The sequence below is a fragment of the Streptomyces sp. WZ.A104 genome, from assembly GCF_002382885.1.
GTDB lineage: Bacteria > Actinomycetota > Actinomycetes > Streptomycetales > Streptomycetaceae > Streptomyces.
This window is the reverse complement of record NZ_NWVL01000010.1, coordinates 59,681-75,399: the sequence shown is the minus strand read 5'-3', so window position 1 is coordinate 75,399 and position 15,719 is coordinate 59,681. Positions and strand designations below refer to the sequence as shown.

Here is a 15,719-nt window from a genome sequence, read left to right as displayed (position 1 = left end):
TCGCCTGCTCAGCCCTCCGGCCGCCAGTCCGGACGGCGGCCGCTGAGGGCGATCACCCGGTCCAGCAGCGGGGCGTCGGCCGGCACCGCGACCGGCGGCCCGAAGATGCCCCCGCGGTCCGGGTCGTCCTCGTCCGGGGCGAGGAGCGCCTCGCAGGACCGCAGCTCGGCCTCGCCCGCCTCGTACGGCTGACCCGTCGAGCGGGCCAGGTCCCAGCCGTGGACGACGAGTTCGTCGAGCGCCACGGCCCCCGCCACCTCGCCGGGCAGGTCCACGCCGCCGGCCCGGGTCATGCCCGTCCAGGCATCGGGGGAGCGCCAGGCCGCCGCCACCTCCTCCAGGAGCCTGGGCAGCACCTCTCGCCAGTCGTCGTCGAGGACGGGGAGGGTGCTGTCCGGGGCGACGGCCGTGCTGGGCCCGAGGTCCTTGCGGGCCGCGTCCCGGAAGGCGGCGGCGAGCATGGCGAGGTGGCCGAGCAGCTCACGCACCGCGTAGTCGGGGCAGGGGGTGGGTGCGTCCAGGCGGGCGTCGTCGACCGCGCCGAGCAGGCCCGCGATCCGTCTGGCAGCCGGTCCCAGGTCCGGGGCTGAAGCGGTGCCGGACACAGGTGTCTCATGCGTATCCATGCAGGGAAGACTCCGTCGCCGCCGGAAACTCATCGTCGCGCGCACCGCCGGACAGCGGAAGGTTCTCCGGCCCGACCCTTGTCGGCGGCCCCCACGCCATGTCATACAGGTCTGGACCATTGCTGTCCGGATGGAAGGCACCCCGTGCAACGCCCCCACATATCTGCCGCGTTGACCTGTTCCGCCGTCCTGCTCCTCGCCACCCTCACCGCGTGCGGCGGCACCGCCGACGCCGACACGCAGCGGCCCAGCGCCCCGGAGGGCGTGACCGCGCAGGCCAGCAGCTCCACCTCGGTGCATGTCATGTGGGAGCCTGCCACCGACGACAGGGAGATCGCCGGTTACGAGGTCTATCGAGGAAAGACCAAGGTCAAGGCCGTCCCCGCGGCCAAGCGCATGATCGACGTCGACGGGCTGACCGCCTCGACGGACTACACCTTCACCGTCCGGTCCAAGGACACCGCCGGGAACCTCTCCGCCCCCAGCGCCGCCATCCCCGTCACCACCCGGGCCACCCCGTCCAAGGACGAGGCGCCTCCCACCGCCCCCGCGAAGCTGACCGCAAGGGCCGACGGCAGCCGCGCGGCCACCCTGACCTGGCAGGCGGCCAAGGACGACGTCGGCGTCACCTCGTACGACGTCTACCAGGAGGACTCCCGCATCCACAGCGTGCCGGGCGACGCGACGACCGCGAAGCTGACCGGCCTGCGCCCCGGAACCGTCTACAGCTTCACCGTGCGGGCCCGCGACGCCTCCGACCAGTCCTCGCCCGACAGCAACACCGCCGACCTCACCACGGCCTCGGCCCCCGGCGCCCCCGCGAGCACCGCTCCCACCGGGCTGCGCGCCGAGATCGGCAAGGAAGGCGCGGAGTTCACCGTCGACCTCTCCTGGGACCAGCCGGAGACGGGCGGGGTGGTACCGGCCTACGAGCTGTATCTGAACGGCAGGCTCACCACCACCATCGTCTGGGGCGGTACGCCCCCGAAGGGCCGGGCCGCCTACCGGCTGAACCTCGCGGACCCTCCCGGCACCCGGTACTCGATGAAGCTCCGGGCCAAGCTGCCGGACGGCAAGTGGGGCGACTTCTCGGCCCAGCGCACGGTCGTCCTGCCCGGCTGACGCGGGTCGGCGCACCGGCTGCCGCAGGCATGCGGCGATCCGTCTCGTATGGTCCATTGATCCCAGAAGGGCCAGAAGGCCGAGGGATCGAAGGGGCTGAACCATGGACCTGGGAGACGACCTGTGTACGCGGGCCGACGCGCTGATGGACGGTCTCGTCGCCGACCTGGAACGGCTGACGGCCATCCCGTCCATCGCCTTCCCCGGCTTCCCGTCCGAGCCCGTGCGGCAGGCCCACGACCTCCTCGTGGAGCTGCTGCGGGGCGCGGGCGTGGAGCAAGTGGAGCGGCTGGACCTGCCCGACACCGCACCGGTCGTCATCGCGGAGGTCCCGCCGCCGGACGCCGGGGCGCCGACGGTCCTGCTCTACGGCCACTACGACGTACAGCCGCCCGGCGACGAGGCGCTGTGGCTGTCCCCGCCCTTCGAGCCCACGCCCGTCGAGGGCGGTCTGCGGGCCCGGGGCATCGCCGACGACAAGTCCAACATCATCGTCCACCTGGGCGTACTCCGCGCCTACGAGGGACGTCCTCCGGTCGGCCTGAAGATCGTCCTGGAGGGCCAGGAGGAGTACGGGAGCGCCTTCGACGACTACCCGCCCACCGACCCGGACCGCTTCGCCTGCGACGCGATGGTCATCGCGGACATGGGCAACCTCCGCCCCGGCAGCCCCACCCTCACCACCGGCCTGCGCGGCGCCGCGGAGGTCGTCGTCGAGGTCCGCACGCTCGCCGAGCCCCGGCACAGCGGCGAGTTCGGCGGAGCCGCCCCCGACGCCCTGCTCGCCCTCCTCAAAGCGCTGGCCACCCTCCACGACGTCCACGGTGACGTCGCCGTCGAGGGCCTGCGCCGCGACGACTGGAAGGGCACCACCTATACGGAGGACGAATTCCGCTCCCTCGCCGGAGTCCAGGAGGGCGTGCCCCTCATCGGCTCCGGCAGCCTCGGCGAACGCCTCTGGAGCGGCCCGGCCATCACCGTCATCGGTATCGACGCCCCGAGCGTCGACCACGCGGCCTCCGCCGTCGTCCCGTACGCCCGTGCCAAGCTGAACCTCCGCTTCCACCCCGAGCAGGACCCGAGACAGGCGCGCGACCTGCTCGTCACCCATCTGGAGTCCCTGCGCCCGTTCGGTATCCCGCTCACCGTCACCCCCGGCGACACGGGCCCCGGATTCGAACCCGCGACCGACGGACCGGCCTACCGCGCGGCCCTCACGGCACTGCGGGAGGGCTGGGGGAGCGAGCCGTCCTTCGTCGCGAGCGGCGGCTCGATCCCGCTGGTCAACGGCCTGGCCAAGGCGGTCCCGAACGCCGAGGTGCTCCTCTTCGGAGCCCAGGACAGCATGTGCAATCTGCACGCCCCCAACGAACGCGTCCTCTTCTCGGAGCTGCGGTCGGCGGTGATCGCGGAGGCCGCGTTCCTGAGGGAGTACGCGGCGACGTACGCCTCCCGCACCCGGGGGAGCACCGCATGAGCAGCGCCGCCGACACGAAACCGGCTCCGGAGGAGGAGCCCCCGGCCGGGCCGAAGTTCACCTTTCCCAGCGCCCTCACGATCCTCGCCGTCGTCACGCTCGCCGTCTGGGCCCTGGCCTTCCTCGTCCCGCCCGGTGCCTACGACCGCGACGAGGACGGCGCCCCGGTCCAGGGCACGTACCACCGCGTCGACTCCGACCAGAGCTTCGTCGACCGCCTGAACGACCTCTTCCTCTCCCCGGTCAACGGCCTCTACGGCGTCCAGGACGCGCAGACTGGCCAGGTGGGCCCGGACCTGGCGGGCGAACTGTACGGCAGCGCGGGCGTGTTCCTGTTCGTGCTCGCCATCGGCGCGTTCATCACGGTGGTGTTCGCCACCGGAGCCCTGGACCGGGGCATCGGCCGCCTCGCCCACCGGCTGCGCGACCGGGGCGCGCTGCTCATCGCCGGGGTGATGCTGGTCTTCGCGCTGCTCGGTACGGTCGAGGGCTTCGCGGAGGAGACGCTCGGCTTCTACGGCCTGATCATCCCCCTGATGCTGGCCCTCGGCTACGACCGCATGGTGGCCACCGGCACGATCATCCTCGGCGCGGGCGTCGGGGTGCTCTGCTCCACGGTCAACCCCTTCGCCACCGGCGTCGCCTCGTCCGCGGCGGACATCTCGCTCGGCGACGGCATCGTGCTGCGCGCGATCATGTGGGTGGTCCTCACGGCGGTGACGATCGCCTACGTCATCCGGTACGCCAACCGCGTACGCAGGAACCCCGAACGCTCGCTCTCCGGCTTCCTTCCCGGCGACCGCGACCACAACGCGGCGGACGCGGCGGAACCCCCGGAGCTGACCCGGCTCCACCAGATCATCCTGATCCTGGTCACCCTGGTCTTCACCTTCATGATCTTCTCGGTCGTCCCCTGGTCCAGCGCCCTCACCGGCGACGCCGACGCCACCCCGTACGGCTTCGAACTCGGCTGGTCCTTCCCGCAACTGGCCGCCCTGTTCCTGGTCGCGGCGGTCCTCGTGGGCGTCGTCGCCCGGTTCGGCGAGCAGAAGCTCAGCGCGACCGTCATCCAGGGCGCGGCCGACTTCATCTCCCCGGCGCTCGTCATCGTCCTCGCCCGTGGTGTCACGGTCATCATGAACAACTCGCAGATCACCGACACCGTGCTGCACTCCATCGAGGGCGTGGTCTCGGGAACTTCCTCGGCGCTCTTCGCGGTCTACGTCTTCCTCGTCAACCTGCCACTCGCCTTCCTCATCCCCTCCACCTCCGGACACGCCACCCTCGCGATGCCGATCCTGGCCCCCCTGGCCGACTTCGCGGGAGTCTCCCGCGCGGTGGTGGTGACGGCCTGGCAGGCGGCCAGCGGCTGGATGAACCTCTGGGTCCCGACGACGGCGGTCACCATCGGCGGGGTGGCCCTGGCGAAGATCGGCTACGACAGGTACCTGCGCTTCGTCTGGCCGCTGCTGGCGATCCTGGCCGCCTTGATCTGCGGGTTCGTGGCGCTGGGGGCGGTGTGGACGTGAGGGGGTCTCGCCTACTCTGGATCACCAGTCGTGGTACGTGAGGGGCGGGGAGATGCGAAGCACGCGAAGTGGCTTGTCCGGTCTGCTGGTTGTGGGAGTCCTGGCGGTGGCGGGATGCAGTTCCGGGGAGGCGGACACCGGTGCCCCGAAGGACGGCAAGGGCGGCCGGAGCGCCGCCTCGAAGCCCGCCGAGAAGCCGGAACTCACGGCGTACGAAGCCCCCGTGAAGTTCGCCGCCGATCCCACGGGCGAATCGTTCGGCCAGACCGGACCCCTGCTGAGTTCGACGCTGGCCGGGCGCTATCTCTTCACCAAGGACATCACAGGCGTGCAGGTCCGGGATGTGGCCACGGGGCAGCAGGCGGGGCCGGAGCTGACCCCGCGCAACACCGTCCAGCGGGTGTTCCCGAAGGACTACTTCCGCAAGACGGACCGGCGGGACGACCTGGCCCCCTTCGTGCTGGAGCGGGCGGACGGCGATCCGCTCGTCCTCGTTCCGTACCACGTGTCCAAGGCCGGCCGGGGCACCACGGCCTCCCGGCACTTCGTCGAGCTGCTGGTCATCGACTCCGGCACCGGCAAGCTGCGCAGCAGCCTGGAGATCCCGCTGGGCGACGGTTTCCGGAACCGCGCCACGGCGACGCGGGTGGTCGGGGCGCAGGACGGGACGGTGGCGGTCGCGGCGCGCGTGCACGACCAGCGGCCCTCGCCCAACACGAACCGGACCACCTTCGGCGTCGACCTCAGTGACCCGGACCGGCCCAGGTCCCTCTGGGAGGAGTGGGGCTTCGAGGCGTACACCGTGGCCGGGGGAAACGCGGTCGGCGCATCGATCGACAACGGCGCGCGGTACCAGGTGCTGACAGCCGTGAGCATGAAGGACGGCGACACGGCGTGGCAGGACCGTTCCCACAAGCGCACCGCGGGCGTGAACCCCGCGTTCCAGGCGCAGTGGACGACGTCGGCGGGCCCCGAGGGGATCATCACCACGAAGGTGACGAGCAGCGGCATCTTCTCGTCCCGCAGCCAACTGGTCCTGGTGGACGCGAAGACGGGCAAGGAGAAGCCCCTGGCCGACAAGGAACGTCCCGTGGAGTGCCGTTACGACGGGAAGTCCGTCGTCGTGTGCGGGCGGCACCCCGGAGCGGCCCGGCGCGCGGCCGAGGTCTTCGCCGTCGACGTCGCCGGCGGCAAGGTGCTGTGGGAGCTGCCCGACAGGGCGGCGGGCCGTATCGTCCCCGAGGTCACCGCGGTCCGGCACGGCCGGGTCTACGCGAGCACCGCTTCGGGCCCGGTGGTCCTCGACGCGCGCAGCGGGCAGGACATCGAACTGGAGCCGGGCATCGCGCCCGTGGCCGTGAACGAGTACGCGGGGCTCACGGCGGTCCGGAAGACCGGCTCGGGGTCCGGCTTCAGTTCGGCGGACGATCTGTGGGAGATGACCCTGCACCGCGCCCGCGGCTGAGCGCGCCGGGTACGCGAACCGCCCCCGGCGCTGTGCGGTGCCGGGGGCGGTTCCGTCGCGGGTCCGTACGGGCCCGCGTGCGCAGAGGTCAGCGCAGTTGCTCGTACGCGGGCAGGGTCAGGAAGTCCGCGTAGTCCTGGTCCAGGGAGACCTGGAGCAGGAGGTCGTGGGCCTGCTGCCACTTCCCGGCGGTGAAGGCCTCCTCGCCGATCTCCGCGCGGATCGCGGCCAGTTCCTCGGCGGCGACCTTGCGGGCCAGGTCGGCGGTGGCGTGCTCGCCGTTTTCGAAGACCACGTCCGCGTTGATCCACTGCCAGATCTGCGAGCGCGAGATCTCGGCGGTGGCCGCGTCCTCCATCAGGTTGAAGATGGCGACCGCGCCCAGCCCTCGCAGCCAGGCCTCGATGTAGCGGATGCCGACCGCGACGGCGTTGCGCAGGCCCTCGTACGTGGGCTTGGCGTCGAGGGTGTCGATGGCGATCAGGTCGCCCGCCGCCACCGAGACGTCCTCGCGCAGCCGGTCCTTCTGGTTCGGCTTCTCGCCGAGGACCGCGTCGAAGGAGGCCAGGGCGATCGGGACCAGGTCGGGGTGGGCGACCCAGGAGCCGTCGAAGCCGTCGTGCGCCTCCCGGTCCTTGTCGGCCTTGACCTTCTCGAAGGCGACCTTGTTGACCTCGGCGTCGCGGCGGGAGGGGATGAAGGCCGCCATGCCGCCGATGGCGTGCGCGCCGCGCTTGTGGCAGGTGCGGACCAGGAGTTCGGTGTACGCCCGCATGAAGGGGGCGGTCATCGTCACCGCGTTGCGGTCCGGCAGGACGAACTTGGCTCCGCCGTCACGGAAGTTCTTGACGATGGAGAAGAGGTAGTCCCAGCGTCCCGCGTTCAGTCCGGCGGCGTGGTCGCGCAGCTCGTAGAGGATCTCCTCCATCTCGTACGCGGCGGTGATCGTCTCGATCAGGACCGTCGCGCGGACCGTGCCCTGCGGGATGCCGACGTAGTCCTGGGCGAAGACGAAGATGTCGTTCCAGAGGCGGGCCTCCAGGTGCGACTCCGTCTTCGGCAGGTAGAAGTACGGGCCCTTGCCGAGGTCGATCAGGCGCTTGGCGTTGTGGAAGAAGTAGAGGCCGAAGTCGACCAGCGCCCCGGGCACGGAGACGCCGTCCAGCTGGAGGTGGCGCTCCTCCAGGTGCCAGCCGCGCGGGCGCATGACGACCGTGGCCAGTTCGTCGGCGGACTTGAGGGCGTACGACTTGCCGGACCCCGGATCGGTGAAGTCGATGCGGCGCTCGTAGGCGTCGGTGAGGTTCAGCTGGCCGAGGACGACGTTCTCCCACGTGGGGGCGGACGCGTCCTCGAAGTCGGCGAGCCAGACCTTCGCACCGGAGTTCAGCGCGTTGATGGTCATCTTGCGGTCGGTCGGACCGGTGATCTCCACCCGGCGGTCGCTCAGAGCGGCCGGAGCCGGGGCGACCTTCCAGGAGTCGTCCGCGCGGATCGCCGCCGTCTCGGGCAGGAAGTCCAGCGTGGAGGTGCGGGCGATCTCGGCGCGGCGCTCACCGCGCCGGGCGAGCAGCTCATTGCGGCGCGGGGTGAACTGCCGGTGCAGCTCGGCCACGAACGCGAGGGCCGCGTCGGTCAGGACCTCTTCCTGCCGGGGCAGGGGCTCGGCATCGACGATGGCCAGCGTGGACGGCGCTGGTGCGGACATGAGCTGTCACTCCTTCAGCGGGCGGCGGCGTCTCATGGCCGCCGGGTCGCCTGAGACGGCACGGCGTGCCATGGCTCCGAGATACGGCCGTGGGTGCCGTCTGAGGTTCAGAGGGCTTCTGACCAGTGGATAGTAGTTTCCTCATAGTGGAAGTTCAATGGTTTGTTGATGTCGAGATTCTCCGGGTCGACAGAAACCTCCCATCGGCGGCGCAGCGTGCCAGTGCGGCCACGCACCGTCTCCGCCGCCCCGTATCGTCACTCCAGGTGCTTCAGGTCCTGCGAGGTGTCGATGTCGTACGCCTCGGCCACATCGGAACACTCCACGAGCGTGATCGCATCGCGATGCTCGCGCAGATACGCCCGCGCCCCCTGGTCGCCCCGCGCCCCCGCCGCGATGTCCGCCCACCGGTCCGCCCCGAACAGCACCGGATGGCCCCGCTCCCCGTCGTACGCGGCGGCCACCAGGCTCGCCCGGGAGCGGTACGCCGAACGCACCCGGGCAACCGCCTCCGCCCCGATGCCCGGCTGGTCGACCAGCAGGACGAGCGCCGCGTCCGCGTGCGTCCCGGTCAGGGCCGCCAGGCCCAGCCGCAGCGAGGAGCCCATGCCCTCCTCCCAGCCCGGGTTCACCGTCACCGCGCACCCCGTGAGATCGGCGCGGGCCCGCACCTCGTCGGCCGCCGCGCCCAGCACCACGTGCAGCGGGCCGCAGCCGCCGTTGCGCAGGGAGCGCACGGCGTGCTCGACCAGGGGGTGCCCCCGGTGCTCCAGCAGCGCCTTGGGGCGGCCGCCGAGCCGCCGGCCGCCGCCGGCCGCCAGCAGCACCCCGGCGACCTTGGGATTCTTCGCCCCGGAAGCCGCGTCTCCAGTCATGTCCGTAACCATGGGGTCTGGATACCACTGAGTCCTTCGCACACGCGACACGCATGTCACCCTCAGGGGTCACCCCGACTTCTTTCCGTGGGCTGGCGCACACTGCCTGTTATGGCGTTAACTTGCGGGCGAACCCGGGGACTTGGCCACAGGCCCGAGGGGACACACCGGCACGAGGATGTGCGAGGGGGAGTGCTGTGTTGCGAAGCGTCGGGCAGAAGCAGGTGACCGGCAGCGCCGAGGACCCGAGGGTGGCCGAGCTGCGCATGGCCGTCTCCCGCCTCCGCCGCGAACTGGCCGGGCTGCGGGCCGAGTTCCCCGACCGGCCGATCGCCGAGGACGAGCTGGCCGCGCTGGACGCCATGGCCGTCGGCGGTGTCCCGGAGATCCCCCGGATGCGCCGCTCCCTGTTACTGATCGCGGGGGCGATCGGCTCGGTCAGCGCCCTGGCCGCGGCCCTGCGCGAGGTGCGCAACGCGGTGGACCTCTTCGGGGAGCCGCCGCGCGGGTGACCGGCGGGGCGCTGCGGGTCAGCGGCGGATGAGTCTGCGGGCTGTGGCCGCCGCCACCGCGGACGTACGCGAGTCGACGCCCAGCTTCGCGTAGATGTGCACCAGGTGGGACTTGACCGTCGCCTGGCTCAGGAACAGCCTCTTGCTGATCTGGAGGTTCGACAGCCCCTCCCCGACCAGCTGGAGCACCTCAAGCTCCCGCCGGGTCAGCGCCTCGGCCGGGGTGCGCATCCGGTCCATCAGCCGGTGGGCCACCGAGGGCGCCAGCGCGGACCGGCCCGCCGCCGCCGTACGCACCGCCGCCGCCAGCTCCTGCGGCGGCGCGTCCTTGAGCAGATAGCCGCTCGCCCCCGCCTCGACGGCCGCCAGGATGTCCGCGTCGGAGTCGTAGGTGGTGAGGACCAGGACACGGGGGTTCTCCGGTACGGCGGTGATCGCCGCCGTGGCCTCGGAGCCGTGCATCCCCGGACCCGGGCCGAACTGGAGGTCCATCAGGACGACGTCGATGCCGCCCGCCGCCGCCAGGGCGACCGCCTGCTCGGCGGTCGCGGCCTCGTCGACGACCCGGAAGTCAGGCTCGGTGTCCAGCACCGCGCGCAGCCCCGCCCGGACGACCGGGTGGTCGTCCGCGAGCAACAGCCTGATCTCGTCCCCGCTCATGCCGCCCGCTCCCGGTCCGCCACGGGCAGCGGCAGCGTGACCGCCACCGCCGTGCCCTGGCCCGGCGCCGACTCCACACTCAGCACCCCGCCCAGCGAACCGGCCCGAGCGCGCATCGCGGGCAGCCCGAAGCCGCCGTCGCCGCGCTCCTGGACCGGCGCCCCGGACGGGTCGAACCCCTGCCCGTCGTCCACGACGTCCAACGCCACCGAGGTGTCCATGAAGCTCAGGGTGATCTCCGCCCGTCCGGCCCGCGCATGGCGCACCGTATTGGCCAGCGCCGACTGCGCGGTCCGCAGCAGCGCCACCTCGTACGGCGTCGGCAGCTCCGCCGGGCTGCCGCTGACCGCGAACCGTACGGTCAGCTCCGGCCCTGTCGTCCTGGCGCAGAGCCGCTCCAGCGCGGCGGCCAGCGAACCGTGCTCCAGATCCGGCGGAGTCAGGGCGCGTACGAAGGAACGGGCCTCGGCGAGGTTCGCCTGCGCGGCCTCGCGGGCGGCGCGGACATGCACGGCGGCCGGGTCCGCATCGGGCAGCGAGCGCTCGGCGGCCCGCAGCAGCAACTGGATGCTGGACAGGCCCTGGGCGAGGGTGTCGTGGATCTCCCGCGCGAGACGTTCGCGCTCGGCGAGCGTGCCCGCCGTCCGTTCCGCCTCGGCCAGGTCCGCCCGGGTGGCGACCAGTTCCACGATCAGCTCGCGCCGCCGCTCGCTCTCCCGGAACAGTGCGTCGTACCCGAGGACCGTGGCGACGGCGACGGCCGCGCCGAGCAGCGGGCCGATGAACGCGCCGGGCGCGATCTCCTGCCGGTGTACGACGAAACCGGTGATCGCGGCCGCAGCGGTGACGACCACGGCGGGCAGCGCCCAGCGGGTCGGCAGCAGATGAAGCTGGAGGAAGTAGAGCGGAAAGGCCACCCACAGGGCGTCCGGCGAGAGCACGAGCAACGCGAGCCAGAGGGCACAGAGCCCGGCCAGCCAGAGGGCCGCGACCCCGGCCCCGAGCGGAGCGGCGAAGGCGGCACGCGCAGCCGATGTCGCCGCGCGCCCGTCGGCTTGGCTTCGCGACGCCGCCGCCAGGGCCTCGGGCTTCTCCGCCGCCGCATCGCGCTCCTCGGCCCGGCTTCGCAGCCGTACGGATCCGGCGAGCGCTCCCGCCGCGTACAGGCTCGCCATCAGCACCGACAGGCCCACGACCGCCGCGGCGTGCGGCGCGTCCTCGCCGACCGCGCGGAGCGAGGCCAGTGCCAGCAAGCCCGTCAGCAGCGCGTGCAGACAGAGCCGCAGACCGGCGGTGACGTGGGTGTGCGATCGCGAATCCATGGTTCGTCCAGCCTAGCGGCGGCGGCCCGGGGGCCGGTCAATCGAAAGGTTGATACCGGGCCCGTCCGCCGTGCGATGTGCCCGCGCCCCGGGCCGCCGACGATGGGGCCATGTTTGTCGCATGGAGAGACCTCGGGTTCGCCAAGGGCCGGTTCGCGCTCATGGGATCGGTCGTGGTCCTGATCACGCTGCTCGTGGGCCTGCTGTCCGGCCTCACCGCCGGTCTGGCCAGGGAGAACACCTCGGCCGTCACCGGTCTTGACGCCGACCACCTCGCCTTCGCCGCACCGCCCGGAGATCAGCCGGTTTCCTTCACCAACTCGACGGTCAGGGAGGACGACTGGCGGGCCTGGGCCGGGCGGCCCGGGGTCGAGGCCGCGCAGCCGGTCGGCATCCGGACCCTGAACGCCACGGCGGCGGGCGAGCGGACGGCCGCCGTGTCGGCCTTCGGCGTTGAACCGGACGGCACCCTCGGCCCGGAAGGGATCGGCCCTGGGCGGGTCGTGCTCTCCGGGAAGGCGGCCGAGGAGCTGGGCGTCGCGGCCGGTGACCGGATCGCGCTCGGGCGGGCCGAGCGCGAGGTCGCCGCCGTCGCCACGGACGCCTCGTACAGCCACACGCCCGTCGTCTGGACGAGCCTCGACGACTGGCAGCAGATCGGCCACGACGGTGCCGGGCCCGCCGAGCAGGCGACCGTGATCGCCCTGACCACCACGGGCGGCGCCGACCTGGCGGCCGGGGACGAGGCGGCGGGCACCCGCACGCTCTCCCTCGACGACTCCCTCACCGCCATCGGCTCCTACCAGGCGGAGAACGGTTCGCTGCAACTGATGCGCGGCTTCCTCTTCGCCATCTCCGCGCTCGTCATCGGAGCCTTCTTCACCGTCTGGACCATCCAGCGCAGTGGCGATGTCGCCGTACTGAAGGCGCTCGGCGCATCGACGCCGTACCTGCTGCGCGACGCCCTCGGGCAGGCGGTGGTGATGCTCGTCCTCGGTACGGGACTGGGCACCGCCCTCGCCGTCGGAGCCGGGGCCCTGATCGGCGGGGGAGCCGTGCCGTTCGTCCTGGACGCGGCGACCGTCCTCGTCCCCGCCGCCGTCATGATCGCCCTCGGCGCGCTCGGTGCCGCCCTGTCCATCCGGCGGATCACCGCCGTCGACCCGCTCACCGCACTCGGGAGTGCCCGATGACGCTCACCCTGACCGACGTCACTCTCACCTACCCGGACGGCGAGGCTCGCCTCACCGCCCTGGACCGGGTCTCGCTGGACGTGCCCCCGGGCACCCTCACGGCCGTCGTCGGGCCGTCCGGTTCGGGGAAGTCCAGCCTGCTCGCGGCCGCCGCCACCCTGGTCACCCCGGACTCCGGGGAGGTTTCCGTGGCCGGCGTCCGGACCGCCGGACTGAGCCGCGCCGGGCGGGCGGCCCTGCGCCGGGAGCACATAGGCATCGTCTTCCAGCAGCCCAGCCTGCTGCCCTCGCTGACCGCCGCCGAGCAGCTCCAGGTGATGCGGCACCTCTCGGGCGGGTCCGCGCGCGCCGCGCGCCGCCGGGCTCTGGAGCTGCTGGACGCGGTCGGTCTGGCCGACCGCGCGGACCGGCGGCCGCACCAGCTCTCGGGCGGCCAGCGCCAGCGGATCAACATCGCCCGGGCCCTGATGAACGAGCCGGAGGTGCTCCTCGTCGACGAGCCGACCAGCGCGCTCGACCACGAGCGCGGCGCGGCCGTGCTCGACCTGCTGGTGACCCTGACCCGGGAGCGCGCCACCGCCACGGTGCTCGTCACCCACGACCTGGCCCACCTGGACCGGATGGACCGCACGGTGACGATGGACGACGGGCGGCTGACCGTACCGGCGCGGGTCTGAGACGAGCGGCGGTACGGCGGGGGCGGGCTCAGCCCCCGTTCGTACCGCTGCTCGCCAGCGCGTCCGACAGCTCCTCGGCGACCTGCTGGAGGATCGGCACGATCCGTTCCGTCGCCTGCTCCGTCACCCGGCCCGCCGGGCCCGAGATGGAGATGGCGGCCGATGTGGGGGAGTTCGGCACGGAGACCGCGAGGCACCGCACCCCGATCTCCTGCTCGTTGTCGTCCACCGCGTATCCGGCCCGGCGCACCTGCTCCAGGGCGTCGAGGAAGCCCTCGGGCGTGGTGATCGTCTTCTCCGTGGCGGCGGGCATGCCCGTACGGGACAGGAGCGCCCGGACCTCGTCGGCGGGGGTGTGCGCGAGGAGCGCCTTGCCCACGCCGGTGGAGTGCGGCAGGACCCGACGGCCCACCTCGGTGAACATCCGCATGGAGTGCTTGGACGGCACCTGGGCGACGTACACGATCTCGTCCCCGTCCAGCAGCGCCATGTTGGCCGTCTCGCCGGTCTCCTCCACCAGTCGGCTGAGGTAGGGGCGGGCCCACGTGCCGAGCAGCCGGGAGGCGGACTCGCCGAGCCGGATCAGACGGGGGCCGAGCGCGTAACGGCGGTTGGGCTGCTGGCGTACGTAGCCGCAGACGACCAGGGTGCGCATCAGCCGGTGAATGGTCGGCAGGGGCAGACCGCTGCTCGCGGAGAGCTCGCTCAGCCCGACCTCGCCCCCGGCGTCGGCCATCCGCTCCAGCAGATCGAAGGCGCGCTCAAGGGACTGCACCCCACCGCTGGAACCGGAGGGCTTGGAGTCGGCTGTGCTGGCGTGGGACGGCGGCACGTGGGCGATCCTTTCGAAGCGGAAGGCAAGGCAGCAGCCTACCGGGCCCTTCCCGGTCGGCTCACAGCTCCCGGCCGGCGTCCGTGCCGGTCAGGGCCTGTTTTGTCCGGGTGGAGACGGTCGGTACGAGCGGTTCGCCGCTGCCCCTTCTGGCCCATGCTACGTTCCGCAGTTCGAAATAAGACTTTTACTTTGTGGAAACCTCCAGTCGGGGTGGCGGGGCTGGCCCGTCGGCCCTCCGTGCCGGAAGGTGGGTCTTGACGAGGGCGATTCCCGAGTGAAGACTCCATCGAAGCTTCAACAGTTCGTTGAATTCCTGGAGTGAAGGAGCACAGGTGTCCGGTGCGGACGTGAACCTGATACTGCGCTCGACGCGCGTCGTCACCCCCGAGGGCACCCGCCCCGCGGCGGTCGCCGTCGCGGGCGGGACGATCGACGCGGTCCTGCCGCACGACACCGAGGTGCCCGCGGGCGCCCGGCTGGAGGACTTCGGCGACGACGTCCTGCTGCCCGGCCTCGTCGACACCCACGTCCATGTGAACGACCCCGGCCGCACCGAGTGGGAGGGCTTCTACACCGCGACCCGCGCGGCCGCCGCGGGCGGTATCACCACGCTCCTGGACATGCCGCTCAACTCGCTGCCGCCCACCACCACCGTCGAGAACCTGCGGATCAAGCAGCAGGTCGCCGCCCCCAAGGCGCACGTCGACACCGGCTTCTGGGGCGGTGCGATCCCCTCCAACGTCAAGGACCTGCGCCCGCTGTACGAGGCCGGGGTCTTCGGGTTCAAGTGCTTCCTGTCGCCGTCGGGCGTCGAGGAGTTCCCGGAGCTGGACCAGGAGCAGCTGGCCCGTTCCATGGCCGAGATCACCGGGTTCGGCGGCCTGCTCATCGTGCACGCCGAGGACCCGCACCACCTGGCCGAGGCCCCGCAGCGCCCAGGGCCCGCCTACGCCGACTTCCTCGCCTCCCGCCCGCGCGACGCCGAGAACACCGCGATCGAAGGGCTCATCGCCCACGCCAAGCGGCTCGACGCCCGGGTCCACGTCCTGCACCTCTCCTCCAGCGACGCCCTGCCGCTGATCGCCGCCGCCAAGCGCGAGGGCGTCCGCGTCACCGTCGAGTCCTGCCCGCACTTCCTCACCCTCACCGCCGAGGAGGTCCCGGACGGGGCCACCGAGTTCAAGTGCTGCCCGCCCATCCGCGAGGCCGCCAACCAGGACGCCCTGTGGGCCGGGCTCGCCGACGGCACGATCGACTGCGTCGTCAGCGACCACTCGCCCTGCACCACCGACCTGAAGACCCCGGACTTCGCCTCCGCCTGGGGCGGGATCTCCTCCCTCCAGCTCGGCCTGCCCGCCGTCTGGACCGAGGCCCGCAGGCGCGGTCACTCCCTCGACGACGTCGCCCGCTGGATGTCCGCCGCCCCCGCCGAGCTCGCCGGGCTGACCCGCAAGGGCGCCATCGCGGCCGGGCGTGACGCCGACTTCGCGGTTCTCGCCCCCGAGGCGACCTTCACCGTCGACCCCGCCGAGCTCTTCCACCGCAACCAGGTCACCGCCTATGCCGGGAAGACCCTGCACGGCGTGGTCCGCTCCAGCTGGCTGCGCGGTGTCCGCATCGCCTCCGACGGCGTCCTCGCCGAGCCCACCGGCCGCCTCCTCGACCGCGGCCAGTGACCGTGCCCGCCGGCCCCGTTCCCGTACGGGACCACTGACCGC

14 protein-coding genes are annotated in these 15,719 nt (G+C 72.3%); 8 read left to right on the top strand and 6 right to left on the bottom strand.

What is annotated here, in order from left to right; genetic code table 11:
• Positions 1–8: 8 nt before the first annotated feature.
• Positions 9–626, bottom strand: coding sequence for a TIGR03086 family metal-binding protein (locus tag CIB93_RS07825; RefSeq protein WP_096625437.1), 618 nt, complete (start codon positions 624–626; stop codon positions 9–11).
• A gap of 144 nt (positions 627–770) precedes the next feature.
• On the opposite strand from CIB93_RS07825, the gene CIB93_RS07820 reads away from it, so the two are divergent.
• The 4 genes from CIB93_RS07820 to CIB93_RS07805 all read left to right on the top strand — a co-directional run bounded on the left by CIB93_RS07820 (position 771) and on the right by CIB93_RS07805 (position 6,219).
• Complete coding sequence (locus tag CIB93_RS07820; RefSeq protein WP_096625435.1) at positions 771–1,748, top strand: fibronectin type III domain-containing protein; 978 nt, start codon at positions 771–773, stop codon at positions 1,746–1,748.
• Between the two features lie 103 nt (positions 1,749–1,851).
• The gene (locus CIB93_RS07815) at positions 1,852–3,225 is read left to right on the top strand and encodes a M20/M25/M40 family metallo-hydrolase (protein WP_096625433.1); all 1,374 of its coding nucleotides are present in this window, start codon (positions 1,852–1,854) and stop codon (positions 3,223–3,225) included.
• Positions 3,222–4,754 (top strand): YfcC family protein, encoded by a 1,533-nt coding sequence (locus CIB93_RS07810; protein WP_096625431.1) that lies wholly within the window; start codon positions 3,222–3,224, stop codon positions 4,752–4,754. The genes CIB93_RS07815 and CIB93_RS07810 overlap by 4 nt, the downstream gene beginning before the upstream one ends.
• Before the next feature lie 52 nt (positions 4,755–4,806).
• On the top strand, positions 4,807–6,219 hold the full coding sequence (locus CIB93_RS07805; protein ID WP_096625429.1) for a PQQ-binding-like beta-propeller repeat protein: 1,413 nt from the start codon (positions 4,807–4,809) through the stop codon (positions 6,217–6,219).
• A gap of 88 nt (positions 6,220–6,307) precedes the next feature.
• Here CIB93_RS07805 and aceB read toward each other — a convergent pair whose 3' ends face one another.
• Complete coding sequence (gene aceB / locus CIB93_RS07800; protein WP_096625427.1) at positions 6,308–7,927, bottom strand: malate synthase A; 1,620 nt, start codon at positions 7,925–7,927, stop codon at positions 6,308–6,310.
• A gap of 257 nt (positions 7,928–8,184) precedes the next feature.
• Positions 8,185–8,814, bottom strand: coding sequence for an NTP transferase domain-containing protein (locus CIB93_RS07795; RefSeq protein WP_373558721.1), 630 nt, complete (start codon positions 8,812–8,814; stop codon positions 8,185–8,187).
• A gap of 185 nt (positions 8,815–8,999) precedes the next feature.
• On the opposite strand from CIB93_RS07795, the gene CIB93_RS07790 reads away from it, so the two are divergent.
• Positions 9,000–9,314 carry a DUF5955 family protein gene (locus tag CIB93_RS07790; RefSeq protein WP_096625423.1) on the top strand — a complete coding sequence of 105 codons (315 nt, stop codon included), beginning with the start codon at positions 9,000–9,002 and terminating at the stop codon, positions 9,312–9,314.
• Between the two features lie 18 nt (positions 9,315–9,332).
• On the opposite strand, the gene CIB93_RS07785 is transcribed toward CIB93_RS07790, so the two are convergent.
• Positions 9,333–9,974, bottom strand: coding sequence for a response regulator transcription factor (locus CIB93_RS07785; RefSeq protein WP_096625421.1), 642 nt, complete (start codon positions 9,972–9,974; stop codon positions 9,333–9,335).
• The gene (locus tag CIB93_RS07780; RefSeq protein WP_096625419.1) at positions 9,971–11,296 is read right to left on the bottom strand and encodes a sensor histidine kinase; all 1,326 of its coding nucleotides are present in this window, start codon (positions 11,294–11,296) and stop codon (positions 9,971–9,973) included. The genes CIB93_RS07785 and CIB93_RS07780 overlap by 4 nt, the downstream gene beginning before the upstream one ends.
• A 110-nt stretch (positions 11,297–11,406) precedes the next feature.
• Between CIB93_RS07780 and CIB93_RS07775 the strand changes: the two genes are divergently transcribed.
• Both CIB93_RS07775 and CIB93_RS07770 read left to right on the top strand, forming a co-directional pair.
• Positions 11,407–12,489 (top strand): ABC transporter permease, encoded by a 1,083-nt coding sequence (locus CIB93_RS07775; RefSeq protein WP_096625417.1) that lies wholly within the window; start codon positions 11,407–11,409, stop codon positions 12,487–12,489.
• Complete coding sequence (locus tag CIB93_RS07770; protein ID WP_096625415.1) at positions 12,486–13,166, top strand: ABC transporter ATP-binding protein; 681 nt, start codon at positions 12,486–12,488, stop codon at positions 13,164–13,166. Before CIB93_RS07775 ends, CIB93_RS07770 begins: the two co-directional genes overlap by 4 nt.
• Positions 13,167–13,194: 28 nt before the next feature.
• Here CIB93_RS07770 and CIB93_RS07765 read toward each other — a convergent pair whose 3' ends face one another.
• Entirely contained in the window at positions 13,195–13,998 is an 804-nt protein-coding gene (locus CIB93_RS07765; RefSeq protein ID WP_096625413.1) for an IclR family transcriptional regulator, read from the bottom strand.
• Between the two features lie 335 nt (positions 13,999–14,333).
• Here CIB93_RS07765 and allB point away from each other — a divergent pair, with 335 nt between their 5' ends.
• The gene (gene allB / locus CIB93_RS07760; RefSeq protein ID WP_096625411.1) at positions 14,334–15,677 is read left to right on the top strand and encodes an allantoinase AllB; all 1,344 of its coding nucleotides are present in this window, start codon (positions 14,334–14,336) and stop codon (positions 15,675–15,677) included.
• The last annotated feature ends 42 nt before the right edge of the window (positions 15,678–15,719 follow it).

Coding starts and splice junctions, on each gene's coding strand:
- CIB93_RS07795 (WP_373558721.1), bottom strand. CDS start 8,814: ATGGTTACGGACATGACTGGAGACGCGGCTTCCGGGGCGAAGAATCCC.
- CIB93_RS07825 (WP_096625437.1), bottom strand. CDS start 626: ATGGATACGCATGAGACACCTGTGTCCGGCACCGCTTCAGCCCCGGAC.
- CIB93_RS07775 (WP_096625417.1), top strand. CDS start 11,407: ATGTTTGTCGCATGGAGAGACCTCGGGTTCGCCAAGGGCCGGTTCGCG.
- CIB93_RS07785 (WP_096625421.1), bottom strand. CDS start 9,974: ATGAGCGGGGACGAGATCAGGCTGTTGCTCGCGGACGACCACCCGGTC.
- CIB93_RS07805 (WP_096625429.1), top strand. CDS start 4,807: ATGCGAAGCACGCGAAGTGGCTTGTCCGGTCTGCTGGTTGTGGGAGTC.
- CIB93_RS07815 (WP_096625433.1), top strand. CDS start 1,852: ATGGACCTGGGAGACGACCTGTGTACGCGGGCCGACGCGCTGATGGAC.
- CIB93_RS07780 (WP_096625419.1), bottom strand. CDS start 11,296: ATGGATTCGCGATCGCACACCCACGTCACCGCCGGTCTGCGGCTCTGT.
- aceB (WP_096625427.1), bottom strand. CDS start 7,927: ATGTCCGCACCAGCGCCGTCCACGCTGGCCATCGTCGATGCCGAGCCC.
- CIB93_RS07770 (WP_096625415.1), top strand. CDS start 12,486: ATGACGCTCACCCTGACCGACGTCACTCTCACCTACCCGGACGGCGAG.
- CIB93_RS07810 (WP_096625431.1), top strand. CDS start 3,222: ATGAGCAGCGCCGCCGACACGAAACCGGCTCCGGAGGAGGAGCCCCCG.